The organism is Pseudomonas sp. NPDC087690 (assembly GCF_044743175.1).
Classification (GTDB): Bacteria; Pseudomonadota; Gammaproteobacteria; order Pseudomonadales; family Pseudomonadaceae; genus Aquipseudomonas.
In genome coordinates, this window is the sequence record NZ_JBIUVX010000005.1 from 1 (window position 1) to 26691 (window position 26691).

Annotated in this window: 28 protein-coding genes; 17 read left to right on the forward strand and 11 right to left on the reverse strand. The window is 59.6% G+C overall.

Annotated features, from left to right (window positions below):
• From mreB to tldD, 8 genes are all read left to right on the forward strand, one after another.
• A partial coding sequence (mreB, locus tag ACIPIZ_RS09305) for a rod shape-determining protein MreB (RefSeq protein ID WP_401165061.1) occupies window positions 1-790 on the forward strand: 790 nt, incomplete at its 5' end.
• Between the two features lie 141 nt (window positions 791-931).
• Window positions 932-2047, forward strand: a complete 1116-nt coding sequence (mreC, locus tag ACIPIZ_RS09310) for a rod shape-determining protein MreC (protein ID WP_082355403.1) — start codon at window positions 932-934, stop codon at window positions 2045-2047.
• The gene (mreD, locus tag ACIPIZ_RS09315; protein WP_064387931.1) at window positions 2047-2538 is read left to right on the forward strand and encodes a rod shape-determining protein MreD; all 492 of its coding nucleotides are present in this window, start codon (window positions 2047-2049) and stop codon (window positions 2536-2538) included. Before mreC ends, mreD begins: the two co-directional genes overlap by 1 nt.
• Before the next feature lie 37 nt (window positions 2539-2575).
• Window positions 2576-3172: a nucleoside triphosphate pyrophosphatase gene (locus ACIPIZ_RS09320; RefSeq protein ID WP_122662365.1), complete on the forward strand. Its 597-nt coding sequence runs from the start codon at window positions 2576-2578 to the stop codon at window positions 3170-3172.
• Between the two features lie 58 nt (window positions 3173-3230).
• Window positions 3231-4688, forward strand: a complete 1458-nt coding sequence (gene rng / locus ACIPIZ_RS09325) for a ribonuclease G (RefSeq protein WP_064387933.1) — start codon at window positions 3231-3233, stop codon at window positions 4686-4688.
• 75 nt (window positions 4689-4763) lie between these two features.
• On the forward strand, window positions 4764-8567 hold the full coding sequence (locus tag ACIPIZ_RS09330; protein ID WP_064387934.1) for a YhdP family protein: 3804 nt from the start codon (window positions 4764-4766) through the stop codon (window positions 8565-8567).
• A 132-nt stretch (window positions 8568-8699) separates the two neighbouring features.
• On the forward strand, window positions 8700-9560 hold the full coding sequence (locus tag ACIPIZ_RS09335) for a carbon-nitrogen hydrolase family protein (RefSeq protein ID WP_401165065.1): 861 nt from the start codon (window positions 8700-8702) through the stop codon (window positions 9558-9560).
• A gap of 4 nt (window positions 9561-9564) precedes the next feature.
• Entirely contained in the window at window positions 9565-11007 is a 1443-nt protein-coding gene (gene tldD, locus ACIPIZ_RS09340) for a metalloprotease TldD (protein WP_401165067.1), read from the forward strand.
• Between the two features lie 114 nt (window positions 11008-11121).
• Here tldD and yjgA read toward each other — a convergent pair whose 3' ends face one another.
• Window positions 11122-11646 carry a ribosome biogenesis factor YjgA gene (gene yjgA, locus ACIPIZ_RS09345; protein WP_025109468.1) on the reverse strand — a complete coding sequence of 175 codons (525 nt, stop codon included), beginning with the start codon at window positions 11644-11646 and terminating at the stop codon, window positions 11122-11124.
• Window positions 11647-11755: 109 nt separating this feature from the next.
• Here yjgA and pmbA point away from each other — a divergent pair, with 109 nt between their 5' ends.
• The 6 genes from pmbA to ACIPIZ_RS09375 all read left to right on the forward strand — a co-directional run bounded on the left by pmbA (window position 11756) and on the right by ACIPIZ_RS09375 (window position 17121).
• On the forward strand, window positions 11756-13102 hold the full coding sequence (pmbA, locus tag ACIPIZ_RS09350; protein WP_105705481.1) for a metalloprotease PmbA: 1347 nt from the start codon (window positions 11756-11758) through the stop codon (window positions 13100-13102).
• Window positions 13103-13349: 247 nt separating this feature from the next.
• On the forward strand, window positions 13350-13757 hold the full coding sequence (locus ACIPIZ_RS09355; protein ID WP_064388012.1) for a hypothetical protein: 408 nt from the start codon (window positions 13350-13352) through the stop codon (window positions 13755-13757).
• On the forward strand, window positions 13738-15114 hold the full coding sequence (locus ACIPIZ_RS09360) for a class II fumarate hydratase (protein ID WP_122662359.1): 1377 nt from the start codon (window positions 13738-13740) through the stop codon (window positions 15112-15114). The genes ACIPIZ_RS09355 and ACIPIZ_RS09360 overlap by 20 nt, the downstream gene beginning before the upstream one ends.
• 29 nt (window positions 15115-15143) lie before the next feature.
• On the forward strand, window positions 15144-15584 hold the full coding sequence (locus tag ACIPIZ_RS09365) for a hypothetical protein (protein ID WP_016984162.1): 441 nt from the start codon (window positions 15144-15146) through the stop codon (window positions 15582-15584).
• A gap of 1 nt (window position 15585) precedes the next feature.
• Complete coding sequence (locus ACIPIZ_RS09370) at window positions 15586-16197, forward strand: superoxide dismutase (protein WP_064388010.1); 612 nt, start codon at window positions 15586-15588, stop codon at window positions 16195-16197.
• A 30-nt stretch (window positions 16198-16227) separates the two neighbouring features.
• Window positions 16228-17121 carry a ZIP family metal transporter gene (locus ACIPIZ_RS09375; protein WP_064388009.1) on the forward strand — a complete coding sequence of 298 codons (894 nt, stop codon included), beginning with the start codon at window positions 16228-16230 and terminating at the stop codon, window positions 17119-17121.
• Between the two features lie 94 nt (window positions 17122-17215).
• On the opposite strand, the gene ACIPIZ_RS09380 is transcribed toward ACIPIZ_RS09375, so the two are convergent.
• The 10 genes from ACIPIZ_RS09380 to ACIPIZ_RS09425 form a co-directional block, all read right to left on the reverse strand.
• Complete coding sequence (locus tag ACIPIZ_RS09380; protein ID WP_008085079.1) at window positions 17216-17491, reverse strand: HPr family phosphocarrier protein; 276 nt, start codon at window positions 17489-17491, stop codon at window positions 17216-17218.
• A 15-nt stretch (window positions 17492-17506) separates the two neighbouring features.
• The gene (gene rapZ / locus ACIPIZ_RS09385) at window positions 17507-18364 is read right to left on the reverse strand and encodes an RNase adapter RapZ (protein WP_122853495.1); all 858 of its coding nucleotides are present in this window, start codon (window positions 18362-18364) and stop codon (window positions 17507-17509) included.
• Between the two features lie 2 nt (window positions 18365-18366).
• Complete coding sequence (gene ptsN / locus ACIPIZ_RS09390) at window positions 18367-18831, reverse strand: PTS IIA-like nitrogen regulatory protein PtsN (protein WP_064388007.1); 465 nt, start codon at window positions 18829-18831, stop codon at window positions 18367-18369.
• Between the two features lie 12 nt (window positions 18832-18843).
• A complete protein-coding gene (hpf, locus tag ACIPIZ_RS09395; RefSeq protein WP_007912419.1) occupies window positions 18844-19152 on the reverse strand; it encodes a ribosome hibernation-promoting factor, HPF/YfiA family in 309 nt (102 codons plus the stop codon).
• Window positions 19153-19225: 73 nt separating this feature from the next.
• On the reverse strand, window positions 19226-20719 hold the full coding sequence (locus tag ACIPIZ_RS09400) for an RNA polymerase factor sigma-54 (protein ID WP_064388006.1): 1494 nt from the start codon (window positions 20717-20719) through the stop codon (window positions 19226-19228).
• Between the two features lie 277 nt (window positions 20720-20996).
• Window positions 20997-21722: an LPS export ABC transporter ATP-binding protein gene (gene lptB / locus ACIPIZ_RS09405; protein WP_008085069.1), complete on the reverse strand. Its 726-nt coding sequence runs from the start codon at window positions 21720-21722 to the stop codon at window positions 20997-20999.
• Window positions 21722-22267 carry a lipopolysaccharide transport periplasmic protein LptA gene (lptA, locus tag ACIPIZ_RS09410; protein ID WP_064388005.1) on the reverse strand — a complete coding sequence of 182 codons (546 nt, stop codon included), beginning with the start codon at window positions 22265-22267 and terminating at the stop codon, window positions 21722-21724. The genes lptB and lptA overlap by 1 nt, the downstream gene beginning before the upstream one ends.
• Window positions 22254-22826 carry an LPS export ABC transporter periplasmic protein LptC gene (lptC, locus tag ACIPIZ_RS09415; RefSeq protein ID WP_105705486.1) on the reverse strand — a complete coding sequence of 191 codons (573 nt, stop codon included), beginning with the start codon at window positions 22824-22826 and terminating at the stop codon, window positions 22254-22256. The genes lptA and lptC overlap by 14 nt, the downstream gene beginning before the upstream one ends.
• An 8-nt stretch (window positions 22827-22834) precedes the next feature.
• The gene (locus ACIPIZ_RS09420; protein ID WP_150646887.1) at window positions 22835-23359 is read right to left on the reverse strand and encodes an HAD family hydrolase; all 525 of its coding nucleotides are present in this window, start codon (window positions 23357-23359) and stop codon (window positions 22835-22837) included.
• Complete coding sequence (locus ACIPIZ_RS09425) at window positions 23360-24334, reverse strand: KpsF/GutQ family sugar-phosphate isomerase (protein ID WP_064388002.1); 975 nt, start codon at window positions 24332-24334, stop codon at window positions 23360-23362.
• A 275-nt stretch (window positions 24335-24609) separates the two neighbouring features.
• On the opposite strand from ACIPIZ_RS09425, the gene ACIPIZ_RS09430 reads away from it, so the two are divergent.
• The 3 genes from ACIPIZ_RS09430 to mlaD are packed head-to-tail and all read left to right on the forward strand — an operon-like array spanning window position 24610 to window position 26683.
• A complete protein-coding gene (locus ACIPIZ_RS09430; RefSeq protein ID WP_064388001.1) occupies window positions 24610-25419 on the forward strand; it encodes an ATP-binding cassette domain-containing protein in 810 nt (269 codons plus the stop codon).
• Window positions 25419-26216, forward strand: coding sequence for a lipid asymmetry maintenance ABC transporter permease subunit MlaE (mlaE, locus tag ACIPIZ_RS09435; protein WP_064119368.1), 798 nt, complete (start codon window positions 25419-25421; stop codon window positions 26214-26216). Before ACIPIZ_RS09430 ends, mlaE begins: the two co-directional genes overlap by 1 nt.
• Window positions 26216-26683: an outer membrane lipid asymmetry maintenance protein MlaD gene (mlaD, locus tag ACIPIZ_RS09440; RefSeq protein ID WP_053117111.1), complete on the forward strand. Its 468-nt coding sequence runs from the start codon at window positions 26216-26218 to the stop codon at window positions 26681-26683. Before mlaE ends, mlaD begins: the two co-directional genes overlap by 1 nt.
• The last annotated feature ends 8 nt before the right edge of the window (window positions 26684-26691 follow it).

Here is a 26691-nt window from a genome sequence, read left to right on the forward strand (position 1 = left end):
CGTCTGCGAAAAGATGCTGCAATACTTTATTAACAAGGTTCACGAAAACAGCTTTCTGCAGCCTAGCCCTCGTGTGCTGATCTGCGTTCCATGCAAATCCACCCAGGTTGAGCGTCGTGCCATCCGTGAATCGGCCCTCGGTGCCGGTGCCCGTGAAGTGTTCCTGATCGAAGAGCCAATGGCGGCTGCGATCGGTGCCGGCCTGCCGGTAGAAGAAGCGCGCGGTTCGATGGTCGTGGATATCGGTGGTGGTACTACCGAAATCGCGCTGATCTCCCTGAACGGTGTGGTCTATGCCGAATCCGTCCGTGTTGGCGGCGACCGCTTCGACGAAGCGATCATCACCTACGTACGTCGTAACTACGGCAGCCTGATCGGTGAATCCACTGCCGAGCGCATCAAGCAGGAAATCGGCACGGCCTACCCGGGCGGCGAAGTACGCGAAGTCGACGTTCGCGGTCGCAACCTGGCCGAAGGCGTTCCACGCGCATTCACCCTGAACTCCAACGAAGTGCTGGAAGCTCTGCAAGAGTCCCTGGCAACCATCGTTCAGGCTGTGAAAAGCGCCCTGGAGCAATCGCCGCCGGAACTGGCTTCCGACATCGCCGAGCGTGGCCTGGTGCTGACCGGTGGTGGCGCGCTGCTGCGTGACCTCGACAAGTTGCTGGCCCAGGAAACCGGCCTGCCGGTGATCGTTGCCGAAGATCCGCTGACCTGTGTTGCTCGCGGCGGTGGCCGTGCATTGGAAATGATGGATAAACACACCATGGATCTGCTCTCCAGCGAATAAGTGCTGGTTTGCAATACGTGGGTGAACGCGCAGGCAGCACTTTGCAGTGCTGCCTGTTGGCGTTTATCTTCTGTCAGTCTTCATCCAGGCCGGTTTGATGCCGTATGAATAAACAGAACATTTGCCTGGGAGGAGCGGCTTATTAAACCGCTTTTCGCCAAGGGCCCTTCGTTGGGCGTACGCCTGTTGGTGCTGGCCGTGCTGTCGGTCGCGCTGATGGTGGTCGATGCCCGCTTTGATCTGCTCAAGCCTGCGCGCAAACAAGCGTCGCTGGTGCTGATGGATGCCTACTGGATCACTGACCTGCCCGGACGTCTGTGGGAAGGGATTGCCAGCCAGTTCGGCAGCCGCACCGAGCTTGTCGCCGAAAACGAAAAACTCAAGACCGAAAACCTGCTGCTGCAGGGGCGCATGCAAAAGCTTGCTGCTCTCACCGAGCAGAACGTTCGGCTGCGCGAGTTGCTCAATTCTTCCGCACTGGTCAACGAAAAGGTCGAAGTGGCCGAGTTGATCGGCATGGACCCCAATCCCTTCACCCATCGCATCATCATCAATAAAGGTGAGCGTGACGGTGTGGTGCTCGGTCAGCCGGTGCTCGATGCGCGCGGCTTGATGGGCCAGGTGGTCGAGTTGATGCCGTACACCTCGCGTGTATTGTTGTTGACCGACACCACCCACAGCATTCCCGTGCAGGTCAACCGTAACGGTCTGCGCGCGATTGCCAGCGGCACCGGAAACCCGGAACGCCTGGAATTGCGTCACGTTGCCGACACGGCGGACATCAAGGAAGGCGATCTGCTGGTCAGCTCGGGTCTTGGCCAGCGCTTCCCGGCGGGTTACCCGGTCGCCACGGTGAAAGAAGTCATTCACGATTCCGGTCAGCCGTTTGCGATCGTTCGCGCGGTGCCGACTGCTGCGTTGAACCGCAGCCGCTACCTGCTGCTGGTGTTCAGCGACAACCGCACGGCTGAAGAACGCATCAACGATGCCGCGCAGGCTCAGGAAAATCTCGATGCCTTTGGCGGCGGTCCGGTCATTCCGGCCACCGTGCCCAAGACCGTGACCGCCCCTGCTGCAGCGCCAACCCCGGCGACGGCTGTCACGCCTGCTGCGACCACTGCACCGGCCAAACCGGCTGCGAGCAAACCCCCGGCAGCGACGCCGGCGGCCAGCAAACCTCCAGCTGCCCAGCCAGCGGTGCGACCAGCGGCGAAACCGCCAGTCAGTGCCCCGGCGACAACCGGGAGACAAGAATAATGGTCGGCGCTACCGCATCGCGAAACGGCTGGATTGTCTGGCTGACGTTTCTCGTTGGCCTGCTGCTCAGCGTGTCACCGTTGCCGATTTTCATGGAGATCCTGCGCCCGTTATGGCTGGCGTTGCTCCTGACATTCTGGGCGTTGTACATGCCGCACACGGTCGGCATGGTCACGGCGTTTTGCCTGGGCCTGGCTGAAGACGTGCTGCAGGGCGACTTGTTTGGCCAGAACGCGCTCATCCTGACGCTCATCACCTTCCTCGTGCTGTCGTTGCAGCAACGCTTGCGAATGTTCCCGATGTGGCAGCAATGCCTGGTGATTCTGGTGATCTTCGGCCTCGCGCAACTGGTGCAATTGTGGCTCAGCGCTTTGACCGGTAATCGTCAGCCAACGTTGGCACTGGTGCTACCGGCGCTGGTCAGTGCCTTGCTCTGGCCTTGGGTCAGCTTTGCCCTCCGCGGATTACGCCGACGCTACAAGATCAATTGAGCCGGTGAAGCAGGGCACTGAACAGGGAGATGTTTTGATGAAGCCGCTTTACCTTGCCTCCGGATCGCCGCGTCGACGTGAATTGCTCACGCAGATCGGCGTTGCGTTCTCCGCCATCAGTGCGGATATCGACGAAACTCCACTTCCCGCAGAACTGCCATCGGCCTATGTCGAGCGTCTCGCGCGTGGCAAGGCCGAGGCCGGCCGACGCACGGTCAATTGCGCCCGGCCTTTCTGCGTGCTGGGCGCGGATACCGCCGTGGTGCTCGACGGCAAAATTCTCGGTAAACCGGTGGACGAAGCCGACGCATGCGCCATGCTGATGATGTTGTCCGACAAGGAACATGAAGTGCTGACCGCCATCGCCGTGCTCGAAGGTGAGCGCTGCGAGTCGCGAGTGGTCCGCAGCCTGGTGCGGTTCCGGCCGATCAGCCGCGAAGAAGCCGCCGCCTACTGGGCCAGCGGCGAGCCCGGCGACAAGGCCGGCGGTTATGGCATTCAAGGCCTCGGCGCGGTGTTCGTTGCCGGGCTCAATGGCAGCTATTCGGCAGTGGTCGGGTTACCCGTTTGCGAAACCGCAGAACTGTTGGGCCATTTCGGCATACCCTGTTGGCAAAACCTGAACGCGCAATAAGCGTCGTACCCATCCAGATGCGGCCATTATCGTGAACATGCCTGAACGAGATCCTGCCATGAGTGAAGAGATTCTGATCAACATCACGCCGATGGAATCGCGCGTGGCGGTGGTCGAAAACGGTGTGCTGCAAGAAGTCCATGTCGAGCGCACGCAAAAGCGCGGGATTGTCGGCAACATCTATAAAGGCAAGATCGTCCGGGTGCTACCGGGCATGCAAGCAGCATTTGTCGACATCGGCCTGGATCGCGCCGCGTTCATCCATGCCGCTGAAATCTCTCTGCGTGAGGGCCCGGCGGTGGAGAGCATCAGCTCCCTGGTGCACGAGGGTCAAAGCCTGGTGGTACAAGTCACCAAGGATCCGATCGGTTCCAAAGGCGCGCGGTTGACTACGCAGTTGTCGATCCCGTCGCGCTATCTGGTGTACATGCCGCGCACCGCCCACGTCGGCATCTCACTGAAAATCGAAGACGAAGCCGAGCGTGAGCGCCTCAAGCAAGTGGTCAGCGATTGCGTGGCCAAGGAAGGGATCAAAGAGGCGGGCGGTTTCATTCTGCGTACCGCCGCTGAAGGTGCCGGCGCCGACGAGATCCTTATGGACATCCGTTACTTGCGACGCCTGTGGGATCAGATCAATGAACAGATCAAGACCATTTCCGCGCCGAGCGTGATCTACGAAGACCTCGGCCTGGCGTTGCGCACCCTGCGCGATCTGGTCAATCCGAAGATCGAGAAGATCCGCATCGACTCCCGGGAAACCTTCCAGAAAACCACGCAGTTCGTCGCCGAGCTGATGCCGGAAATCGCCGATCGTCTGGAACACTACCCGGGCGAACGACCGATTTTCGATCTTTACGGTGTCGAAGACGAAATCCAGAAAGCCCTTGAACGCAAGGTGCCGCTGAAATCCGGTGGCTATCTGGTGGTCGATCCGGCAGAAGCCATGACCACCATCGACGTCAACACCGGGGCGTTCGTTGGTCACCGCAACCTCGAAGAAACCATCTTCAAGACCAATCTCGAAGCCGCGACGGCGATTGCCCGGCAACTGCGCCTGCGCAATCTCGGCGGGATCATCATCATCGACTTCATCGACATGGAAGATGAAGAGCATCAGCGTCAGGTTCTGCGCACGCTGGAAAAACAGCTGGAGCGCGATCACGCCAAGACCAACATCATCGGCATCACCGAATTGGGCCTGGTGCAGATGACCCGCAAGCGCACACGCGAAAGCCTTGAACAAGTGTTGTGCGAGCCGTGCAGCAGTTGCCAGGGGCGCGGCAAGCTGAAAACCCCGGAAACCATCTGTTACGAGATTTTCCGCGAGATTCTTCGCGAGGCCCGTGCCTATCAGGCCGAGGGTTATCGCGTACTGGCGAACCAGAAAGTGGTCGACCGTTTGCTGGATGAAGAGTCTGGCAACGTCGCCGAGCTTGAAGGGTTTATCGGCCGCACCATTCGCTTCCAGGTGGAAACCATGTATTCCCAGGAACAATATGACGTGGTGCTGCTCTGAACCCTTGCGTCACACCCTTTTCACCGCGGCTGGCCTCAGCTTTTCGCAGTATTTTTGCCATGGGAGCCAACTGACATGGAACGTCTGACACGCATTTTGGCCGCAATCACCCGCTGGGGGCTGGGCCTGTGCGCGTTGGTTTTGGTATTGATGGCGTTGTACGTCAGTCTCGGCCGTGAACTGACCCCGCTGGTGGCCGAGTATCGTGCCGATATCGAAGCCAAAGCCAGTGCTGCGCTCGGGATGCCGTTGCAGATCGGCGAGCTGGAAGGTAACTGGAGCGGTTTTGCACCGATCTTGCTGGCCCATGACGTTATGGTCGGGGACGGTGCCAATGCCTTGCGCCTGGACCGAGTGCGCGCGGTGCCGGATCTTTGGGCCAGCCTGTTGGCTCGCGAAGTGCGCATCGCGCATCTGGAACTCAATGGCCTGAAGATCAGCCTCAAGGAAGCGGAGGACGGCAGTTGGGCGCTGGAAGGTCTGCCCGTGAAGAAAGATCAACCACTCGATGCGCAGCAGTTGTTCAATCGTTCGCAAATGATTCAGCAACTCTCGGTGCTCGACAGTCAGGTCACGCTGCAGCCGCAGGATCACGCGCCGATGACCCTGACCTATGTCGGCCTCAATCTGAAGACCGGTGCCAGTCGTCAACGCCTGGATGCGCGCCTGACATTGCCCGATGGTCAGCCGGTCGCGCTGAGCCTGCGCACGCGCCTGCGTCCAGACCAATGGCAGAACAGCGTCGTCGACGGTTACGCCAGTCTGCCGCAAAGCGATTGGGCAAAATGGCTGCCCGAGCGCATGACCCAACAATGGAATTTTTCCGCGATCAACGCCGGTGGCGAACTTTGGGTCAACTGGGGCGACGGCACTTTGCAAAGCGCCGCGCTGCGCCTCAATGCACCACAAGTGACCGGCGCCTACGCCGAGCGCAAGCCAATCCAGATCAACAATCTGGCACTCAACGCGTATTACCGGAACAGTGACGAAGGCGCGTCGGTGACCCTCGATTCGCTGGCGATGAACTTCGGCGAAAACCGTTGGGAGTCTCGCGTCCAGCTGCAACAGACCCGCGCCACCGATAAAGTCGAAGAACTCTGGCACTTGCAGGCCGATCGCCTCGATCTGACACCGATCACGCCGTTGCTCAATGCACTTGGACCGCTGCCAAAAGGTTTCGCTGAGGTGGTCGATCATTTGAACGTGACCGGCGGCTTGCGCAACGTGCTGCTGGATTTCCGGCCAGCGGCCACTGACGGCACTAAATTCAGCTTTGCCGCCAATCTCGATAAGGTCGGTTTCGATGCCTATCACGGTGCACCAGCGGCAAGAAATGTCAGCGGCAGCCTCACCGGTAACCTCGACGGTGGCGAGCTGCGCATGGACAGCAAGGACTTCGTTCTGCACCTCGACCCGATCTTCGCCAAACCGTGGCAATACCTGCAAGCCAATGCGCGGCTGACCTGGAAGCTCGATAAAGAAGGCTTCACCCTGATCGCGCCGTACCTGAAGGTGTTGGGCGAGGAGGGCAAGATTGCCGGTGACTTCCTGATCCGCCTGCATTTCGATCACAGCCAGGAAGACTACATGGACCTGCGCGTCGGTCTGGTCGATGGCGACGGTCGCTACACCGCCAAATACCTGCCCGAAGTCTTGAGCCCGGCGCTCGACGAGTGGCTGCGTACAGCGATTCTCAAGGGCGCGGTCGATCAGGGTTTTTTCCAGTATCAGGGGTCGTTGAGCAAGAATGCGGGGGAGGCTGACCGCAGCATCAGCCTCTTCTTCAAAGTGCATGACGCCGAGCTGGCGTTTCAGCCAGGCTGGCCGCATGTCAGCAACGTCAGCGGCGATGTGTTTATCGAAGACAGCGGCGTGCGCATCTGGGCCAGCAAGGGCCAGTTGCTCGACACTCAGGTCAAAGATGTCTTCGTTAATATTCCCCATGTGCCGAGCGGACAGAACAGCCACCTGTTCCTCGACGGTGCATTTTCCGGTGGTTTGGGGGACGGACTGAAAATTCTTCAGGAAGCACCGATCGGCACGGCGGACACGTTCGCCGGCTGGGAAGGTTCGGGCGACCTGCGAGGCAAGCTCAAACTGGACGTACCGCTGGCCAAGGGCGATCAACCGAAGATCCTCGTTGACTTCAAGACCGCCAATGCGCGATTGAAACTCGCCGAACCCAAGCTGGAGCTGACTCAGCTCAAAGGCGATTTCCGCTTCGACAGCGCCAAGGGCCTCAGCGGGCAGAACATCGCGGCGCGCGCTTTCGACAAACCGGTCACCGCGCAGATTTTTGCCGATGGCAGCCCTGGCAAGCTCAGAACCCGGGTCGCGGCGTCGGGGCAGGTCGAGGTGAAGAAACTCACCGATTGGTTGGGCGTGACGCAGCCACTGCCGGTTTCCGGGACGATTCCGTATCAGTTGCAACTGAACCTCGACGGTGCTGACAGCCAATTGATGGTCAGCTCCAGCATGCAGGGGGTAGCGATCGATCTGCCGGCGCCGTTCGGCATGACGGCGGAAACGGGGCGCGACACGGTGTTCCGCATGACATTGCAAGGGCAGGAGCGGCGTTATTGGGTCAACTATGACCAACTGGCCAATTTCACCTTTGCCGCGCCGCCGAGCAATTTTGCCGATGGTCGTGGCGAATTGTTCCTCGGCGCTGGCGAAGCTGTGCTGCCGGGGCCCAAAGGCTTGCGGATTCGCGGCGTGCTGTCGGAGCTGGACGTGGCGCCGTGGCAGGATCTGGTTAGCAAATACGCCGGACAGGATCCGGGTGGCAGTGCCAGCAAGTTGCTCAGCAGCGCAGACTTCAAGGTCGGCAAGCTGACGGCGTTCGGCACCACGCTGGATCAGGCTTCGGTGCAATTGAATCGCAAGCAGGCGGCGTGGAATCTGGCGCTCGACAGTCAGCAGGCCAAAGGCACGGCCAGTCTGCCGGATGCCAAGGGCACGCCCATTGCGGTGAACATGCAATACGTGAAACTGCCGGCGCCGGATCCTACGGTGCAGGCTGACGAGAACGCTCCTGATCCACTGGTGTCCGTCGACCCGACGAAGATTCCGGCGCTGGATATCACCATCAATCAGCTGTTCCAGGGGCCGGATCTGGTTGGCGGCTGGTCGCTCAAGGTGCGTCCGACGGCCAAGGGTATCGCCCTGAATAATCTCGATATGGGCCTTAAAGGCATCCTGTTGCAAGGCAATGGCGGCTGGGAAGGGGCGCCGGGCTCGACCAATAGCTGGTTCAAGGGGCGAATCGGCGGCAAGAACCTCGCCGATGTACTCAAGGGCTGGGGCTTTGCGCCGAGTGTGACCAGCGAAGAGTTCCACATGGATGTTGATGGCCGCTGGCCGGGTTCACCGGCATGGCTGGCGACCAAGCGCTTCTCCGGCACCCTTGACGCGTCACTGAACAAGGGCCAGTTCGTTGAAGTGGATGGCGGCGCGCAGGCATTGCGCGTGTTCGGTCTGCTCAACTTCAACTCCATTGGCCGACGCCTGCGTCTGGATTTCTCCGACTTGTTCGGCAAAGGCTTGAGCTACGACCGGGTCAAAGGCCTGCTGGTGGCGACCAACGGTGTTTACGATACGAAAGAGCCGATTCGCCTGACTGGGCCATCGAGCAATATCGAGCTCAACGGCAAGCTGGATCTGGTGGCGGAACAGGTCGACGCCAAGTTGCTGGTGACTTTGCCGGTGACCAACAACTTGCCGATTGCCGCGCTACTCGTGGGCGCTCCGGCGGTTGGCGGCGCATTGTTCTTGATCGACAAGTTGATCGGTGATCGTGTGGCGCGCTTTGCCAGTGTCAAATACACCGTCAAAGGCCCGTGGAAAGAGCCGAAAATCACCTTCGACAAGCCTTTTTAACTAGCAGACACTACCCTCGGCAGGAGCTGCCGAAGGCTGCGATCTTTTGATTTTGTTTTTTAAGAGCCTGATCAAAAGATCGCAGCCTGCGGCAGCTCCTACAAGGTTGTGTGCAGATTCCGAGGAACGGCCATGTCTTTAGCGGTGATTCAAATGGTCAGCCAGAGTGACGTGCTGGCCAATCTGGCTCAGGCCCGACGCCTGCTCGAACAGGCCGCGGCCGGCGGCGCGAAGCTCGCAGTGCTGCCGGAAAACTTCGCCGCCATGGGCCGTCGCGACGTCGCCGACATCGGCCGTGCCGAGGCTTTGGGCGAGGGGCCGATCCTGCCGTGGTTGAAACAGACCGCGCGCGACCTCAAGTTATGGATAGTGGCCGGTACTTTGCCGTTGCCGCCGGTGGATCAGCCGACGGCCAAGGCCAATGCCTGCTCGTTGTTGGTCAATGAACACGGCGAAATCGTTGCACGCTATGACAAGCTGCATCTGTTCGATGTCGATGTGGCGGACAATCGCGGCCGTTACCGCGAATCCGATGACTATGCTTATGGCAGTGGCGTGGTGGTCGCGGACACTCCGGTTGGCAAACTGGGTCTGACCGTGTGTTACGACCTGCGCTTTCCCGAGCTGTACAGCGAATTGCGCGCTGCCGGTGCCGAATTGATTACCGCACCGGCGGCGTTTACTGCGGTGACCGGCGCTGCGCATTGGGATGTTCTGATTCGGGCGCGGGCCATCGAGACACAATGTTATGTGCTGGCCGCAGCGCAAGGCGGCAGCCATCCGGGACCGCGCGAAACCTTCGGGCATGCGGCGATCGTCGACCCGTGGGGCCGCGTGCTGGCGCATCAGGATCAAGGCGAAGCGGTGTTGTTGGCCGAACGCGATAGCGATGAACAAGCGTCCATCAGGGCGCGAATGCCGGTGACGCGTCATCGGCGGTTTTTCTCGCAGGGCGCACAGCGACCTGCTTCAGAACACGAATTTAAGGCGTAAACCTATGAGCGAGTTGTTGTCCTCAGTCAGTGATCATCTTTTGGCGCCCGGTGGCGTGACGATCGAGAGCCTGCAAGGCGTGCTCGGCGATCTGGCCGGTCCGGGCATCGATGCCGCCGACCTGTATTTTCAGGGCCAGATTTCCGAGTCGTGGGCGCTGGAAGACGGCATCGTCAAGGAAGGCAGCTTCAACCTCGACCAGGGCGTTGGCGTGCGTGCGCAGTCCGGTGAAAAAACCGGTTTTGCCTACAGCAACGCAATCACCCTCGAAGCTTTGGGAGCCGCGGCCCGTGCCGCACGTTCGATCTCCCGCGCCGGGCAAAACGGCAAGGTGCAGGCGTTCAGCACTCAAGACGTAGCGCAGTTGTACGCGCCGGATAACCCCCTGGAAGTGCTGACTCGCGCCGAGAAAGTCGAGCTGCTCAAACGCATCGACGTCGCCACTCGGGCGCTCGATCCTCGCATTCAACAAGTCAGCGTGAGCATGGCCGGTGTCTGGGAGCGCATTCTCGTGGCTTCCACTGACGGTGGCCTGGCTGCCGACGTACGACCGCTGGTGCGCTTCAATGTCAGCGTGATCGTTGAACAAAATGGCCGTCGCGAGCGCGGCGGGCATGGCGGCGGCGGGCGTACCGACTACCGCTATTTCCTCGCCGAAGACCGCGCCATGGGTTACGCCCGTGAAGCGTTGCGTCAGGCGCTGGTGAACCTCGAAGCGATTCCTGCGCCGGCCGGCACATTGCCGGTGGTCTTGGGCTCAGGCTGGTCTGGCGTGTTGTTGCACGAAGCGGTCGGTCACGGTCTGGAAGGCGATTTCAACCGCAAGGGCAGTTCCGCCTACAGCGGACGCATGGGTGAAATGGTTGCCTCGAAACTCTGCACCATTGTCGATGACGGCACCTTGAGTGGCCGTCGCGGCTCGCTGAGTGTCGACGACGAAGGCACCCCGACCGAGTGCACAACGCTGATCGAAAACGGCGTGCTCAAGGGTTACATGCAAGACAAGCTCAACGCGCGTCTGATGGGCGTGGCCCGTACCGGTAACGGTCGTCGTGAGTCTTACGCGCATCTGCCGATGCCGCGCATGACCAACACTTACATGCTCGGCGGTGAAAGCGATCCGGCGGAAATCATTGCTTCGGTGAAGAAGGGCATCTACTGCGCCAACCTTGGCGGTGGTCAGGTCGACATCACCAGCGGCAAGTTCGTGTTTTCCACCAGCGAAGCGTATCTGATCGAAGACGGAAAAATCACCGCTCCGGTGAAAGGCGCAACGTTGATCGGCAACGGCCCCGAGGCGATGAGCCGGGTGTCGATGGTCGGTAACGATCTGGCGCTGGACAGCGGTGTGGGCACGTGTGGCAAGGATGGGCAATCGGTGCCGGTGGGTGTCGGTCAGCCGACGCTGAAGATCGATGCGATCACCGTGGGTGGTACGGGCGCATAAGGATGGAAACATCCTGTGCAGGAGCTGCCGCAGGCTTGGGCCGCGATCGGACGATCTTTTGATCTTTAAAAGCAAAGATCGCAGCCTGCGGCAGCTCCTGCAAGTGGCGATATCTCAACGCAGACCGCGTTGGGTATCGTCCAGCTCACGGATGTACTTGAAGATCTTGCGGCTGGAAGCAGGAGGTTTGTTTTGCGCAACCTCGTGCTGAGCCTGACGGATCAGGGAACGCAGTTGCTGGCGGTCGGCGTCCGGGTACTCGACGACGAATTTTTCCAGCACGGCGTCGTCGCCCGCGATCAGGCGGTCACGCCAGCGTTCGAGGTTGTGGAAACGCTCGTTGTACTGACGAGTCGAGGCATCCAGTTGATCGAGCAGCGTGAGAATCGCGTCAGTGTCCTGATCGCGCATCAGCTTGCCGATGAACTGCAAGTGCCGTTTACGCGCGATGTTCGCGGTGTGCTTCGGCGCATCGGCCAGCGCCCGGCGCAAAGCGTCGGTCAATGGCAGTTTTGCCTGCAAGTCGGGCTTGAGTGTTGTAAGGCGCTCGCCAAGGTCAACCAGAGCATGCAGCTCGCGTTTGACCTGAGATTTGCTTTTTTCTCCCGTATCGAGGGAGTCGTCGTAAGAATCAACCATTGGTGGCAGTCCGCAAAGAAACGCCGCCATGATAACCAGTCGGGGGCCGCTTGTCCGGCCCGGTCGCTCGATGACCCTAGCCGAAAGCAGAATTTGAGTGGAGATGAGCATGAGTGCAGTTGAAAGCGTCGGCCCGCAGGCGTTGCCGGCACTGCAGGATCAAGTCGAACAGATCATCGCCGAAGCCAAGCGTCAGGGCGCCAGTGCCTGTGAAGTCGCGGTGTCGCTGGAGCAGGGCCTGTCGACGTCGGTGCGTCAGCGCGAGGTCGAGACGGTCGAATTCAACCGCGATCAGGGTTTCGGCATCACGTTGTATGTTGGCCAGCGCAAGGGCTCGGCCAGCACCTCGGCGACTGGCCCGGATGCGATTCGCGAAACCGTCGCCGCGGCACTGGCCATCGCGAAACACACTTCAGAAGACGAGGCCTCGGGTCTGGCTGATGCTGCGCTGATGGCCAAGGAACAGCACGATTTTGACCTGTTCCACGAATGGGACATCACCCCGGAGCAGGCCATCGAGAAGGCGTTGCTCTGTGAAGCGGCGGCATTCGACGCCGACGCGCGGATCAAGAACGCCGACGGCACCACCCTCAGCACCCACCAGGGCTGCCGGGTTTACGGCAACAGTCACGGTTTTATCGGCGGTTATGCGTCGACCCGCCACAGCCTGAGTTGCGTGATGATCGCCGAGGCCGATGGCCAGATGCAGCGCGATTACTGGTATGACGTTAGCCGCCAGGGCACTTTGCTGGCTGATCCGGTCAGCATCGGTCAGCGTGCAGCGCAACGGGCGGCGAGCCGTCTGGGCGCGCGTCCGGTACCGACCTGTGAAGTGCCGGTGCTGTTTTCCGCGGAATTGGCGGGTGGCCTGTTCGGCAGTTTCCTCTCGGCAGTGTCTGGCGGCAGTCTGTATCGCAAGTCGTCGTTCCTTGAAGGCTCCCTGGGGCAGAAACTGTTCCCGGAATGGCTGACCATCGATGAGCGTCCGCACCTGATGCGCGCGATGGGCAGCGCCTCCTACGACGGTGATGGTCTGGCGACGTACGCTAAACCGTTCGTCGAAAAGGGCGAATTGGTCTCCTACATTCTCGGCACCTATTCCGGTCGCAAACTGGGTATGCCGAGCACGGCCAACGCTGGCGGCGTGCATAACCTGTTTGTCACCCACGGCGACGAAGACCAGGCGGCGCTGTTGAAGCGCATGGGCCGTGGCTTGCTGGTCACCGAATTGATGGGCCATGGACTGAACATGGTCACCGGCGATTATTCGCGCGGTGCGGCAGGTTTCTGGGTCGAGAATGGTGAAATCCAGTTCGCGGTGCAGGAAGTCACCATCGCCGGCAACATGCGCGACATGTTCAAGCAGATCGTTGCGGTGGGTAATGACCTGGAACTGCGCAGCAACATTCGCACCGGTTCGGTGTTGATCGAGCGTATGACAGTCGCGGGTAGCTAAGCTCCAACCGTGACAAAAAAGGCGCGCCACCCCATCGGGTGGCGCGCTTTTTTTATTGGCTCCACACAATACCCTGTGGGAGCGAGCCTGCTCGCGAAAGCGATTTAACAGCCGACCGCAGCGTTGACTGACACGGCACCTTCGCGAGCAGGCTCGCTCCCACAATGGAGTCCGTGTAACCGGGACTCTTGTTTTGGTTCTCATTATCATCTAATAATAAATCTCATTATCGGACGAGCCCCGAATCATGAGTTCTGCCTTGCACGAGCAGCCCTATCTCGAAAGCTGGCGCTGGATGAGTCGCCAGATCCGTTGCGCGATGGATCCCGACGAGCCGCGCCTGATCGAACATTACCTGGCTGAAGGCCGGTATCTGTCTTGTTGCACCGCGACCTCACCCTGGACGGTCGCCGAAACCTCTTTCCGTCTGCTGCTCGACACCGCCACCGACATCGCACTGCCGTGGCACTGGCGCAGCTTCTGTCTCGATCAAGCCTGGCGCCCATTACGTGAAATGGAGCGCCTGTCCCTGTGCAACTGCCGGCTCAAGCGCTGGCAACGCTACACCTGGCAGCTCGCCACCTGCGAACTGCTTCCATCGATTCCTCTCATTGAATTAGTCCAAGGATTTACCGATGACCAAGACACGTATTGAGCGCGACAGCATGGGCGAACTGCAGGTGCCGGTGGACGCTCTCTACGGCGCGCAGACCCAGCGCGCAGTGGATAACTTTCCGATCAGCGGCAAACCGATGCCGACGCAATTCATCCGCGCACTGATCCTCGCCAAGGCCGCTGCCGCGCGCGCCAACGTCGAACTCAACCAGATCAGCGCCGCACAAGGCAAAGCCATCAGCGATGCCGCGCAAGACCTGCTCGAAGGCGACTTCATGCAACATTTTCCGGTGGATATCTTCCAGACCGGTTCCGGCACCAGTTCCAACATGAACGCCAACGAAGTGATCGCTACGCTGGCCAGCCGCCTGCTCGATGAACCGGTCAATGCCAACGATCATGTCAACTGTGGCCAGAGCAGTAACGACATCATCCCGACCACCATCCACGTCAGCGCTGCGCTGGCCCTGCACGAGCAGTTGCTGCCGGCACTGCTGCACTTGGTGCAAGTGATCGAGGACAAGGCCGGGCAAGTGCATCACCACGTCAAAACCGGTCGCACGCATTTGATGGATGCAATGCCGGTACGCATGAGCCAGGTGCTCAACGGCTGGGCGCAGCAACTCAAGGCCAACATCGGCCATCTGCAGGATTTGCTGCCAAGTCTGCAATCCCTGGCGCAGGGCGGCACTGCAGTCGGCACCGGGATCAATGCGCATCCTGAATTCGCCGCGCGCTTCAGCCGCCAGCTCAGCCAACTGACCGACGTGCAATTCACCCCGGGCAAGGATCTGTTCGCGCTGATCGGTTCGCAGGACACCGCCGTTGCCGTCTCCGGCCAGCTCAAAGCCACCGCCGTGTCGCTGATGAAAATCGCCAACGACCTGCGCTGGATGAACTCCGGCCCGCTCGCAGGCCTCGGTGAAATCGAACTGCAAGCCCTGCAACCGGGCTCGTCGATCATGCCGGGCAAGGTCAATCCGGTGATCCCGGAAGCCACCGCCATGGTCGCCGCGCAGGTCATCGGCAACGATTCGGTGATCACCATTGCTGGCCAGTCGGGCAACTTCGAATTGAACGTGATGCTGCCGATCATCGCGCAGAACCTGTTGAGCAGTATCGAGCTGCTGGCCAATTCCAGCCGTTTGCTCGCTGACAAGGCTATCGCCAGCTTCAAGGTCAATGAATCTCGCTTGAAAGAAGCGTTGTCGCGCAACCCGATTCTGGTTACCGCGCTCAACCCGATCATCGGTTACCAGAAAGCCGCTGAAATCGCCAAGCAGGCCTACAAGGAAGGCCGCGCGGTGATCGACGTTGCCCTGGAACACACCGACCTTTCGCGCAGCCAACTGGAAGAGTTGCTCAATCCCGAGAAACTCACCGCCGGCGGCGTGTAACCCCCCCGCAACCGCTTTGGAGGCTCACCATGGAGCACTGGAAACGCACGATCGAACGGGCCAATCGCTGCTTCATGCTGGGCGAACTGATCGACGCCCGTGAGGCTTACCTGCAAGCCCTGGCCCTGGCGCAAGTGTTGTTCGAGCGCTGGGCGGACGCCGACGAAGCGGTGGCGGCTTGCGTCATCTCCCATCACAACCTGGCGGATCTGCACTTGCGCCTGAACCAGCCGGAGGAGAGCGCCGAATACCTTTGCGCTATCCATCAACGGCTGTTGCAGACCATGCAGGACGAACGCCAGCGTCTGGCATTGCGCGAAGCGGCGCTGCGCCAGAGCAGCAAGACCTACGTCGAGCTGCTGAATTTCATCAGCGAGCACGGCGAATACCCGCGTACCCAGCGCCTGCTGCACCCGGATACCGGCAATGCGCGCCGCGCGCCTGCCCCTCATCACCATGGAGTCCACTGAAATGGCTTTTACCCTGCCTGCCTTGCCTTACGCCTACGACGCACTGGAACCGCACATTGATGCGCAGACCATGGAGATTCACTACACCAAGCATCACCAGACCTACATCAACAACCTCAACGCGGCGGTTGAAGGCACCGAATACGCCGAGTGGCCGGTGGAGAAACTGGTCGCCAGCGTTCAGCAATTGCCGGAAAAACTCCGCGCAGCGGTAATCAACCAGGGCGGTGGACACGCCAACCACTCGTTGTTCTGGGAAGTGATGGTGCCCAACGGTGGCGGCAAACCGGATGGCGCACTGGCCAAGGCCATCGATGAGCATCTGGGTGGCCTCGACAGCTTCAAGGAAGCCTTCACCAAAGCCGCACTGACCCGATTCGGCAGCGGCTGGGCCTGGCTCAGCGTGACCCCCGAGAAGGCGTTGATCGTGGAAAGCAGCGGTAACCAGGACAGCCCGTTGATGAACGGCAACACGCCGATTCTCGGTCTCGACGTCTGGGAGCACGCCTATTACCTGCGTTATCAGAACCGTCGCCCGGAATACATCAACGCGTTCTACAACGTGATCAATTGGCCTGAAGTGGCTGCGCGCTATCAGGCCGCACTGGTTTAAGTCTTCTATAAAAACAATCCAAGGCTGACTATGGGCACTGAAACACTGGCGATCGGAAGTGGGCGTATGTTTCGTTACGCAGTGGGATCGCTATTGCTGTTGGCGGGTATGACCTTGCTGGTCGCCCACGGGCTGCAATGGCTGAATCTCGAACCGAGGCTGTCACGGGCGTTGCAGGGTGGTGCGATCTGTGCCCTTGGCACGGCGCTGGGCGCTGTCCCGGTGTTGGTGATTCGGCGCATGCCTCAGGCACTCAGCGATACGTTGCTGGGCTTTGGCGCGGGAGTGATGCTGGCGGCGACTGCATTTTCGCTGATCGTGCCGGGCATCGCCGCCGCCGAAAGCCTTGGTCTGACACCCTGGAGCGCTAGTGGTCTGATCTGCTTCGGCATCATGCTTGGAGCCTTCGGCCTGTATCTGGTCGATCGCAAGGTGTCTGGCGCGTCTGCGGAAATGCTCGTCGGCACCGTCGAGCACCCGGTGATTCCACCGCGCATCTGGTTGTTCGTGTTCGCCATCATTGCTCATAACATCCCTGAAGGCATGGCCGTCGGCGTTTCTGCTGGCGGCGGCATGCCGGACGCCGACAGCCTGGCCATGGGCATCGCTTTGCAGGATGTGCCGGAAGGTCTGGTGATTGCGCTGGTATTGGCCGGGGCCGGGATGTCGCGGGTCAAGGCGTTCCTGATCGGCGCGGCGTCAGGTCTGGTCGAGCCAGTGTTTGCACTGTTGTGTGCGTGGCTGGTCAGCCTGGCGCAGGTGTTGTTGCCATTAGGGCTGGCATTGGCGGCGGGGGCAATGTTGCTGGTGGTGACCCATGAAGTGATTCCCGAGTCGCGACGCAATGGTCATGACAAACTGGCGAGTCTTGGCTTGTTGATCGGGTTCTGTCTGATGATGGTGATGGATACCGCGTTGGGTTGAAGTCGATCAAAAGATCGCAGTCTGCGGCAGCTCCTACAGGGAATGCATTCCTGCGTAGGAGCTACCGCAGGCTGCGAACTCTTTTTTCTGGCGGTCAGCCACCTTCATCGAAGTAGTTGTTGATCAACGCCACCAGCGCATCGAGCGCTTCCTGTTCCTGATGCCCTTCAGTGCTCAAATAAATTTTGGTGCCCTTGCCAGCCGCCAGCATCATCATCGCCATGATGCTTTTGCCGTCGACCGTCGTCTCCGGCGTGCGGCCTACTCTGATCGTGCAATCCGGATACTGACCCGCCACGCCAACGAACTTGGCCGACGCGCGGGCATGCAGGCCCAGTTTGTTGATGATTTCGATTTCCAGAGCAGGCATCGCGGTGTGAATCCTTTAAGTGAGGTCGCGGTGGCGAACCTGGACGTTCTTCAGGGTTTTCTGCAGGGCCTGACCCAGACGTTCGGTCAGGTAGACGGAGCGGTGATGCCCGCCGGTGCAGCCAATGGCAATGGTGACGTAGGCACGGTTGCTCGCGGCAAAGCGCGGTAGCCACTTGTGCAGGTAGGTAAAGATGTCCTGGAACATTTCTTCGACCTCCGGCTGCGCCGCCAGATACTCGGCCACTGGTGCATCAAGACCGGATTGCTCGCGCAGTTCCGGCTTCCAGTACGGGTTAGGCAGGCAGCGCACGTCAAACACCAGGTCGGCATCGACCGGCATGCCGCGCTTGAAACCGAATGATTCGACCAGAAAGGCGGTGCCCGGCTCCGGTTGATTCAGCAAGCGCAGCTTGAGGGTGTCGCGCAACTGATAAAGGTTCAGATTGGTGGTATTGATTTTCAGGTCGGCGAGATCGGCAATCGGGCCGAGCAGAGCGGTTTCGTCGTGGATCGCTTCGGCCAGTGAGCGATTGGCATTGCTCAAGGGGTGGCGGCGGCGAGTCTCGGAAAAACGCTTGAGCAGGGTTTCCTCGTCGGCATCCAGATACAGGACATCGCACTGAATATGCTTGCTTCGGGCATCTTCAAGCAGTTCGGGAAAACGCGACAGATGACTAGGCAGGTTACGCGCATCGATCGACACCGCCACCAGCGGTTGCGCCAGTTCGGTGTGGATCAGGGCGCGCTCTGCCAATTCTGGCAGCAATCCCGCCGGCAGGTTGTCGATGCAGTAGTAACCGTTGTCCTCGAGAACATCCAGTGCGGTGCTTTTACCCGAGCCGGAACGGCCACTGACGATGATCAAACGCATGATTACTGCCCGCTTTGCTCGTCCAGGACAACCTGATACAAGGCTTCGTTTGTCTGGGCGCTGCGCAGTCTGTCGCGCACTTCCTTGCGATCCAGCATGCTGGCGATCTGACGGAGCAACTCCAGGTGCGCATCGGTCGCAGCTTCGGGCACCAGCAATACGAACAGCAGGTCAACCGGAGCGCCATCGATGGCGTCGAAATCGATAGGGGCTTCAAGGTGCATCAGCGCACTGACCGGCGCTTCACAGCCCTTGAGGCGACAGTGTGGAATGGCGATGCCGTTGCCAAAACCGGTAGAACCGAGTTTTTCACGGGCAATCAACGCCTCGAAGACATCTTGCATCGCCAGATCCGGCACTTCGCGATGGATCAGGTTGGCAATCTGTTCGAGGGCTTTTTTCTTGCTGCCGCCCGGCGCGTTCACTTGGGAACGGCCGGGGGTCAGGATGGTTTCAAGTCGGATCATGGGTTAGGGATGTTAACGACCGGTCGCGCCCTGAAGGAGGCTCTGGGTCTTTTCCTTATGCTTTTTGAGTTGGCGATCCAGCTTGTCGGTCAGTGAGTCGATCGCAGCATACATGTCGGTATCTTCTGCGTTGGCGACCACTTCGCTGCCGGGTATATGCAAGGTGGCTTCGATTTTCTGCTTCAGCTTTTCGACGCACATCGTGACTTGCACGTTGGTGATCTTGTCGAAATGGCGCTCCAGTCGTTGGAGTTTTTCCTCGATGTAGGAACGCAGAGGTTGGGTCACTTCCAGTTGGTGTCCACTGATGTTGACTTGCATACAGCTTCTCCTTCGTTGCCAGTGCATAAAGCGGCAGGCGGGATAGCCTGCCACTGGAACGCTGTAACGTGGCTTACATCAACCGCTTGCGTTCGCTCGACGGCGCGATCCCGAGAGATTCGCGGTACTTGGCGACGGTGCGGCGAGCCACCTGAATGCCTTGTGCCTCCAGTAAACCAGCGATCTTGCTGTCACTCAACGGCTTTTTCTGATTTTCCGCTGCAACCAGTTTTTTGATGATCGCGCGGATCGCCGTGGACGAGCATTCGCCGCCCTCGGAGGTGCTGACGTGGCTGGAGAAAAAGTATTTCAGTTCATAAATACCGCGCGGGGTATGCATGAATTTCTGTGTGGTCACCCGGGAAATCGTCGACTCGTGCATGCCGACCGCTTCGGCGATGTCATGCAGGACCAGCGGTTTCATGGCTTCGTCGCCGTACTCGAGAAAACCGCGCTGATGCTCGACGATCTGGGTGGCAACTTTCATCAGGGTTTCGTTGCGGCTCTGCAGGCTCTTGATGAACCAGCGGGCTTCCTGCAACTGATTGCGCATGAAAGTGTTGTCGGCACTGGTGTCGGCGCGGCGCACGAAACCGGCGTACTGCGCGTTGACCCGCAGGCGCGGCACCGACTCCTGATTCAACTCGACCAGCCAGCGTTCGTTGTCCTTGCGCACGATGACGTCGGGGACGACGTATTCGGCTTCGCTGGACTCGATCTGCGAGCCAGGGCGTGGATTGAGGCTCTGGACCAGTTCGATGACCTGACGCAGTTCATCTTCCTTGAGCTTCATGCGGCGCATCAGCTGGCTGTAGTCGCGGCTGCCGAGCAGGTCGATGTAGTCGCTGACCAGGCGTTTGGCTTCTGCCAGCCACGGGGTCTTGGCAGACAACTGGCGCAATTGCAGCAGCAGGCATTCGCCGAGGTTGCGTGCACCGATACCGGCCGGTTCAAACTGCTGGATGCGGTGCAGGACGGCTTCGATCTCGTCCAGTTCAATGTCCAGTTCCGGGTCGAAAGCTTCGAGAATTTCTTCGAGGGTTTCGTCCAGGTAGCCCTGATTATTGATGCAATCGATCAGGGTCACAGCGATCAGTCGATCGGTGTCGGACATGGGGGCCAGGTTCAATTGCCACAGCAGATGGCTTTGCAGGCTTTCGCCGGCGGAGGTGCGGGTGGTGAAGTCCCATTCGTCGTCATCGCTGCTGGGCAGGCTGCTGGCGCTGGTCTGGTAGACGTCTTCCCAGGCCGTGTCGACCGGAAGCTCATTGGGAATGCGTTCGTTCCATTCGCCGTCCTCGAGGTTATCTACCGTCGGGGCCGTTTCCTGATAGGAGGGTTCCTGGATTTCGGTGTTGGGCTTCTGCTCGACGTTGTCGGCCATCGGATCGGAATTGTCGAAGTCGTCGCCTTCTTCCTGGCGTTCGAGCATCGGATTGGATTCCAGAGCCTCCTGGATTTCCTGTTGCAGATCCAGGGTCGACAATTGGAGCAGACGGATGGCCTGTTGCAGCTGCGGTGTCATCGTCAGCTGCTGGCCCATTCTCAAGACTAGCGATGGTTTCATGGCAGGGGCTTAACACCTTATTCGCCGGCGCTATGCGCCATCCACTACAGGGCGCCGGAGCGCCAAACTTAAGCAAATTATATGCCTGAAACTGAAGTGTTTGCCTAGAGCGCTGTAACAATAAAAAGATAGAAAACTTTATTGACGCATCACTCAAGCGAGCGCTGAAGACCTTAGAGGCGAGGTGCTTGCCTGGAGCGCTGTAACAATCAAAGCGTATAAAAAGGCTGCTTCATCGATACAGCGCCCTCGCAGCTCACCGGGGGCACCAGCATGCTTACAGACGGAACTCGTGACCCAGGTAGACTTCCTTGACCAGATCGTTGGCCAGGATGGTTTCTGCGTCACCTTCGGCGATCAGCTGACCGTCGTTGACGATGTAAGCGGTTTCGCAGATATCCAGCGTCTCACGCACGTTGTGGTCGGTGATCAACACACCGATACCCTTGGCCTTGAGATGGTGGATGATCTGCTTGATGTCGCCGACCGAAATCGGGTCGACACCGGCGAACGGTTCGTCGAGCAGGATGAATTTCGGTGCAGTCGCCAGTGCACGGGCGATTTCCACCCGGCGGCGCTCACCACCGGACAGGCTCATGCCGAGGTTGTCGCGGATGTGGCTGATGTGGAATTCCTGCAGCAGGCTTTCCAGCTCCTTGCGACGACCGGCCTTGTCGAGTTCCTGACGGGTCTCGAGGATGGCCATGATGTTGTCGGCCACCGACAGTTTGCGGAAGATCGACGCTTCTTGCGGCAGATAGCCGATACCGGCCTTGGCACGACCGTGCATTGGCTGGTGGCTGACGTCCAGGTCATCGATCAGCACGCGGCCCTGATCTGCCTGCACCAGGCCGACGATCATGTAGAAGCACGTGGTCTTGCCGGCGCCGTTGGGGCCAAGCAGGCCGACGATCTGGCCGCTGTCGATCGACAGGCTGACGTCACGCACGACCTGGCGGCTTTTGTAGGCCTTGGCCAGGTGCTGAGCTTTCAGAGTTGCCATTACTGGGTTTTCTCGTCGGTTTTCTTCTTCGGCTGGATCACCATGTCGATACGCGGACGCGCTTCGGTGACCTTGCTACCGGTAGCGCGACCGGCGCTGGCCAGTTTCTTCACGGTGTCGTAGACGATTTTCTCGCCCTGAGTCGTGTTGTTGTCCTTGTCGACAACCTTGGCCTTGTCGATCAGCACGACGCGGTTTTGCGCGGCGTGATACTGGATCGTCACGCCCCAGCCTTGAACAGGCTTGGTATCGCCAGCGGTCTGCAGTTGTTCGAAGTAGGCGAGGTTGCCGACCGAAGTCACCACGTCGATATCACCGGTCGGGGTGCGCGTGATGGTCACGGTATTGCCGGTAACCTTCATCGAGCCCTGGGTGATGATCACGTCACCTTTATAGGTGGCAACGCCATTCTTGTCGTCCAGTTGGGCATCGTCGGCCTGAATGCGGATTGGCTGCTCTTGATCGTTCGGCAGAGCCCAGGCGCTCACGCTTCCCAGTGCTGCGCCCAGACTGAGCAAAATAGGGAGGGTTTTAACGAGCCTCATACTGTCCTCTTACGTTCGATAGCAGGTGTATCCTGCTTTCCTTCAGGTACGCTTTCATTCCAACGCCAGTTGATACACCGCCAGCGCCGTCGATTCTAACGGGTTGCTCGGTCTGCGCATATTGCTGCTGCGGGAACACTGTCATGCGGGTGGAAGTGATCAGCGTGTCGCGCTTCTTTTCATCGGTGCGTTTGACGCGTACGGAGTCGATCAATTCGACTTCGGTGCCGCCCGAGTTCACTTCGCCACGCTCACTGGTCACGTGCCACGGAAAATCGGTGCCGCGGTACATGTTCAGGTCGGGTTTGGTGACCAGGGTGATGTCGGTCGCCTTGACGTGCTCGGCCTTGTCGGAGGTCATTTCGTATTGCACTTTACCGTCCGGCAGGTATTGCAGGGTATGCGTGTTGGTCGCGTACCAGTCGATCGGGGTGTCCACGGACGAGACCGGAGGCTTGTCGAGGAAGCGCTCCGGGCTGATGTTCCAGTAGCCTACCGCTGCGAACAACGCAGCAATGCAGCCGAACAGCAGGAAGTTGCGAAATTTTTTGCTAAACATGGTTTGGCTCACAGGTACGCGGCGTTGGCCGCATCGAGGCGGCCCTGGGCGCGCAGGATCAATTCGCAGAATTCGCGTGCAGCACCTTCGCCACCACGGGCGCAAGTAACGCCGTGGGCGTGTTCGCGGACGAAATCGGCAGCGTTGGCGACAGCCATGCCCAGGCCTACGCGGCGGATCACCGGCAGGTCGGGCAGGTCGTCACCGAGGTAGGCGACCTGTTCATAGCTTAGGCCCAGTTGCTCGAGAAGACCGTCGAGAACCACCAATTTGTCTTCACGCCCCTGAAACAGGTGCGGGATGCCGAGATTTTTTGCGCGCCGTTCGACCACCGGAGTCTTGCGACCGCTGATGATGGCGGTCTGCACGCCGGCGTTCATCAACATTTTGATGCCTTGGCCGTCGAGGGTGTTGAAGGTTTTGAATTCGCTGCCGTCTTCAAGGAAGTACAGGCGCCCGTCGGTGAGGACGCCGTCAACGTCGAAAACCGCCAGTTTGATCGCTTTGCCGCGTTGCAGCAGATCGGTGCTCATTTACATGACTCCTGCGCGCAGCAGATCGGAGAGGTTGAAGGCGCCAATCGGGCGATCTTCTTCGTCGACGACTACCAATGCGTTGATTCGATGGTCTTCCATGATTTTCAGGGCCTCGGCGGCGAGCATCTCGGGCCGGGCGGTCTTGCCGTGCGCGGTCATCACCTGGTCGATGGTGGCGCTGCGGATGTCGATGCTGCGATCCAGCGTGCGGCGCAAATCGCCGTCGGTGAAGATCCCGGCGAGCTTGCCATCGGCTTCGAGAATGGCGGTCATGCCCAGACCTTTACGGGTCATTTCCATCAGTGCGTCCTTGAGCAGCGTACCGCGTTGTACTTGCGGCAGCTCCTGGCCGGCGTGCATGACGTTCTCCACTTTCAGCAGCAGGCGACGGCCCAGCGCGCCACCCGGATGAGAAAAGGCGAAATCTTCGGCAGTGAAACCGCGCGCTTCGAGCAACGCTACGGCGAGCGCATCACCCATCACCAGTGCCGCTGTCGTCGATGAGGTCGGTGCCAGGTTCAGTGGGCAGGCTTCATGCTCGACGTGAACGTTGAGGTTGACTTCGGCAGCCTTGGCCAGCGGCGATTGCGGGTTGCCGGTGACGCTGATCAGCTGGATGCCCAGTCGTTTGATCAGCGGCAGCAGGGTGACGATTTCGTTGGTCGAGCCTGAGTTCGACAGGGCCAGAATCACGTCGTCGCGGGTAATCATGCCCATGTCGCCGTGACTGGCTTCGGCTGGATGTACGAAAAAAGCCGGAGTGCCAGTGCTGGCAAGCGTCGCGGCAATCTTGTTGCCGACATGCCCGGATTTACCCATGCCGACTACGACCACACGGCCCTTGCTGGCCAGAATCATCTCGCAAGCGCGTACGAAATCGGCGTCGATATGGGGCAACAAGCCTTGTACGGCTTCCACTTCGAGGCGAATGGTGCGTTGTGCCGATTGAATCAGGTCGCTGGATTGGCTCATGTCAGAAATCGTATAGCCCGATGAAAAGGCGGCGATTATAGCGGTTATGTTGCAAAGCCTCACGCAAGTTCGTCGTGCTTTGTCATTCCTCGTTACCAAAACCCTGAAAAAGCCGCTCCAACCCTGTCAGATCGCCGAACACAGGCCGGCACAGACCTTGGGCGCTTGGCCTTTGCAGTGATATAGTTCGCCGCCAGTTCGGCCTGCCCGGAGGGTATGTGCTTTCTCAGGAAAGCCAGGCGTCCGAGTGAGAGGCTGCATCGCAAGGAGTTTAGATGAGTGCCGATAACGCCTACGCGGTCGAGCTGAAGGGAGTCTCCTTCAAGCGCGGTGCGCGCAGCATTTTCAATAACGTCGATATTCGCATCCCGCGCGGCAAGGTCACCGGCATCATGGGACCTTCCGGGTGTGGCAAGACCACGCTGCTGCGGTTGATGGGCGCACAGTTGCGCCCAACCAGCGGCGAAGTCTGGGTCAACGGCCAGAACCTGCCGAAGCTGTCGCGCAGTGATCTGTTCGATGCGCGCAAGCATATGGGTGTGCTGTTCCAGAGCGGCGCGCTGTTCACCGACCTCGATGTTTTCGAGAACGTCGCTTTTCCCCTGCGCGTTCATACCGAATTGCCGGAAGAAATGATCCGCGACATCGTCCTGCTCAAATTGCAGGCGGTCGGTCTGCGTGGCGCTATCGAGCTGATGCCCGACGAGCTGTCCGGCGGCATGAAGCGTCGCGTCGCGCTGGCCCGGGCGATTGCGCTCGACCCGCAGATTCTCATGTACGACGAACCGTTCGTCGGCCAGGATCCGATCGCCATGGGCGTGCTGGTGCGCCTGATCCGTCTGCTCAATGATGCGCTGGGGATCACCAGTATCGTGGTTTCCCACGATCTGGCCGAAACCGCGAGCATTGCCGACTACATCTATGTAGTGGGTGATGGTCAGGTACTGGGGCAGGGCACGCCGGATGAATTGATGAACTCGGACGAGCCGCGTATCCGTCAGTTCATGAGTGGCGATCCCGATGGCCCGGTGCCGTACCATTTTCCAGCGACGGATTACCGCGCAGATCTTCTGGGGAAGCGCTGATGCGCAGAATTTCATTGATAGAACGCGTACGCCGGTTCGGCGAGTCGGCGATCGACGCCGTCGCGGTGTTCGGTCGCGCGACGCTGTTCCTGTTCCACGCACTGCTCGGTCGTGGCGGGATCAGCGGCGGCTTCGGTCTGCTGGTCAAACAGTTGCATTCGGTCGGCGTCATGTCGCTGGTGATCATCGTCGTTTCCGGCATTTTCATCGGCATGGTCCTGGCGCTGCAGGGGTTCAGCATTCTCTCCAGCTACGGTTCGGAGCAGGCGGTGGGGCAGATGGTTGCCTTGACCCTGCTGCGTGAGCTCGGCCCGGTGGTGACCGCGCTGTTGTTTGCCGGACGTGCCGGCTCGGCATTGACCGCAGAAATCGGCAACATGAAATCCACCGAGCAGCTTTCCAGCCTGGAAATGATCGGTGTCGACCCGCTCAAGTACATCATTGCGCCGCGGCTTTGGGCGGGCTTCATTTCCCTGCCGGTGCTGGCGATGATTTTCAGCGTGGTGGGCATCTGGGGCGGTTCGTGGGTGGCTGTCGACTGGCTGGGCGTGTATGAAGGTTCCTACTGGGCGAACATGCAGAACAGCGTGAACTTCACCAGTGATGTGCTCAACGGTGTCATCAAAAGTATCGTTTTCGCCTTTGTCGTGACCTGGATCGCCGTATTTCAAGGCTATGACTGTGAGCCCACTTCCGAGGGGATCAGTCGTGCCACTACCAAGACCGTGGTGTTCGCCTCGCTGGCAGTACTCGGCCTGGACTTTATTCTGACCGCTTTGATGTTTGGAGATTTCTGATGCAAAACCGCACCCTGGAAATCGGTGTCGGCCTGTTCCTGCTGGCAGGGATCCTGGCTTTGTTGCTGCTTGCGTTGCGGGTCAGTGGCCTGTCTCCGACGTCGACCACCGACACCTATAAATTGTATGCCTACTTCGACAATATCGCCGGTTTGACGGTCAGAGCCAAAGTGACCATGGCCGGTGTGACCATTGGCAAGGTCACAGCGATCGATCTGGATCGCGACAGCTTCACCGGTCGGGTCACCCTGCAAGTGGATAAAAAGGTCGACAACCTGCCGACCGATTCCACAGCGTCTATCCTGACCGCGGGTCTGCTGGGCGAGAAGTACATCGGTATCAGCGTTGGCGGTGAAGACAAACCGCTGACGGATGGCGGAACCATCCACGACACGCAGTCGTCTCTGGTACTGGAAGACCTGATCGGTAAATTCCTGCTCAATACCGTTAGCAAAGACGCCAAATGAGGAGCTTT

Bases quoted from the DNA above. Each gene is read 5' to 3' on its own strand.
- ptsN (WP_064388007.1), bottom strand. From the start codon at position 18,831: ATGATCCGACTTGAAACCATCCTGACCCCCGGCCGTTCCCAAGTGAAC.
- ACIPIZ_RS09375 (WP_064388009.1), top strand. From the start codon at position 16,228: ATGGGCACTGAAACACTGGCGATCGGAAGTGGGCGTATGTTTCGTTAC.
- lptC (WP_105705486.1), bottom strand. From the start codon at position 22,826: ATGTTTAGCAAAAAATTTCGCAACTTCCTGCTGTTCGGCTGCATTGCT.
- ACIPIZ_RS09365 (WP_016984162.1), top strand. From the start codon at position 15,144: ATGGAGCACTGGAAACGCACGATCGAACGGGCCAATCGCTGCTTCATG.
- ACIPIZ_RS09360 (WP_122662359.1), top strand. From the start codon at position 13,738: ATGACCAAGACACGTATTGAGCGCGACAGCATGGGCGAACTGCAGGTG.
- ACIPIZ_RS09330 (WP_064387934.1), top strand. From the start codon at position 4,764: ATGGAACGTCTGACACGCATTTTGGCCGCAATCACCCGCTGGGGGCTG.
- lptA (WP_064388005.1), bottom strand. From the start codon at position 22,267: ATGAGGCTCGTTAAAACCCTCCCTATTTTGCTCAGTCTGGGCGCAGCA.
- ACIPIZ_RS09335 (WP_401165065.1), top strand. From the start codon at position 8,700: ATGTCTTTAGCGGTGATTCAAATGGTCAGCCAGAGTGACGTGCTGGCC.
- rng (WP_064387933.1), top strand. From the start codon at position 3,231: ATGAGTGAAGAGATTCTGATCAACATCACGCCGATGGAATCGCGCGTG.
- mlaD (WP_053117111.1), top strand. From the start codon at position 26,216: ATGCAAAACCGCACCCTGGAAATCGGTGTCGGCCTGTTCCTGCTGGCA.
- ACIPIZ_RS09420 (WP_150646887.1), bottom strand. From the start codon at position 23,359: ATGAGCACCGATCTGCTGCAACGCGGCAAAGCGATCAAACTGGCGGTT.
- rapZ (WP_122853495.1), bottom strand. From the start codon at position 18,364: ATGCGTTTGATCATCGTCAGTGGCCGTTCCGGCTCGGGTAAAAGCACC.
- ACIPIZ_RS09425 (WP_064388002.1), bottom strand. From the start codon at position 24,334: ATGAGCCAATCCAGCGACCTGATTCAATCGGCACAACGCACCATTCGC.
- lptB (WP_008085069.1), bottom strand. From the start codon at position 21,722: ATGGCAACTCTGAAAGCTCAGCACCTGGCCAAGGCCTACAAAAGCCGC.
- ACIPIZ_RS09430 (WP_064388001.1), top strand. From the start codon at position 24,610: ATGAGTGCCGATAACGCCTACGCGGTCGAGCTGAAGGGAGTCTCCTTC.
- mreD (WP_064387931.1), top strand. From the start codon at position 2,047: ATGGTCGGCGCTACCGCATCGCGAAACGGCTGGATTGTCTGGCTGACG.
- pmbA (WP_105705481.1), top strand. From the start codon at position 11,756: ATGAGTGCAGTTGAAAGCGTCGGCCCGCAGGCGTTGCCGGCACTGCAG.
- yjgA (WP_025109468.1), bottom strand. From the start codon at position 11,646: ATGGTTGATTCTTACGACGACTCCCTCGATACGGGAGAAAAAAGCAAA.
- ACIPIZ_RS09355 (WP_064388012.1), top strand. From the start codon at position 13,350: ATGAGTTCTGCCTTGCACGAGCAGCCCTATCTCGAAAGCTGGCGCTGG.
- hpf (WP_007912419.1), bottom strand. From the start codon at position 19,152: ATGCAAGTCAACATCAGTGGACACCAACTGGAAGTGACCCAACCTCTG.
- ACIPIZ_RS09400 (WP_064388006.1), bottom strand. From the start codon at position 20,719: ATGAAACCATCGCTAGTCTTGAGAATGGGCCAGCAGCTGACGATGACA.
- tldD (WP_401165067.1), top strand. From the start codon at position 9,565: ATGAGCGAGTTGTTGTCCTCAGTCAGTGATCATCTTTTGGCGCCCGGT.
- mlaE (WP_064119368.1), top strand. From the start codon at position 25,419: ATGCGCAGAATTTCATTGATAGAACGCGTACGCCGGTTCGGCGAGTCG.
- ACIPIZ_RS09380 (WP_008085079.1), bottom strand. From the start codon at position 17,491: ATGCCTGCTCTGGAAATCGAAATCATCAACAAACTGGGCCTGCATGCC.
- ACIPIZ_RS09370 (WP_064388010.1), top strand. From the start codon at position 15,586: ATGGCTTTTACCCTGCCTGCCTTGCCTTACGCCTACGACGCACTGGAA.
- ACIPIZ_RS09320 (WP_122662365.1), top strand. From the start codon at position 2,576: ATGAAGCCGCTTTACCTTGCCTCCGGATCGCCGCGTCGACGTGAATTG.